Below are 230 nucleotides of genomic sequence, written 5' to 3' on the forward strand. Positions count from 1 at the left end.
GCGGACAGCGCGTAGGTGCCCAGGATGATGCGGCGCTTGTCCTCGGCGCCGTAGCCGGCGGCGCGGGTGGCGCCCATGACCTGCTCGTTGGTGCCGCCGCCGTCGGGCACCACGCGGTGGCCGTAGCGGGCGCCGTCGGAGCGGGCCAGGTTGGAGGTGGCCTCCCAGGGCATGATCAGGTAGTACGCGCCGAGGGCGGCGTCGAAACTCGGGCAAAGACGGATCGTAGC

At 72.6% G+C, this 230-nt stretch carries 1 pseudogene; it reads right to left on the reverse strand.

Annotated features, from left to right (window positions below):
- Positions 1-230, reverse strand: a pseudogene (locus tag KVS67_RS13700) (amidase family protein); the annotation flags it as partial.

This window comes from Micrococcus sp. GbtcB5, from assembly GCF_019091605.1.
Taxonomy (GTDB): domain Bacteria; phylum Actinomycetota; class Actinomycetes; order Actinomycetales; family Micrococcaceae; genus Micrococcus; species Micrococcus luteus.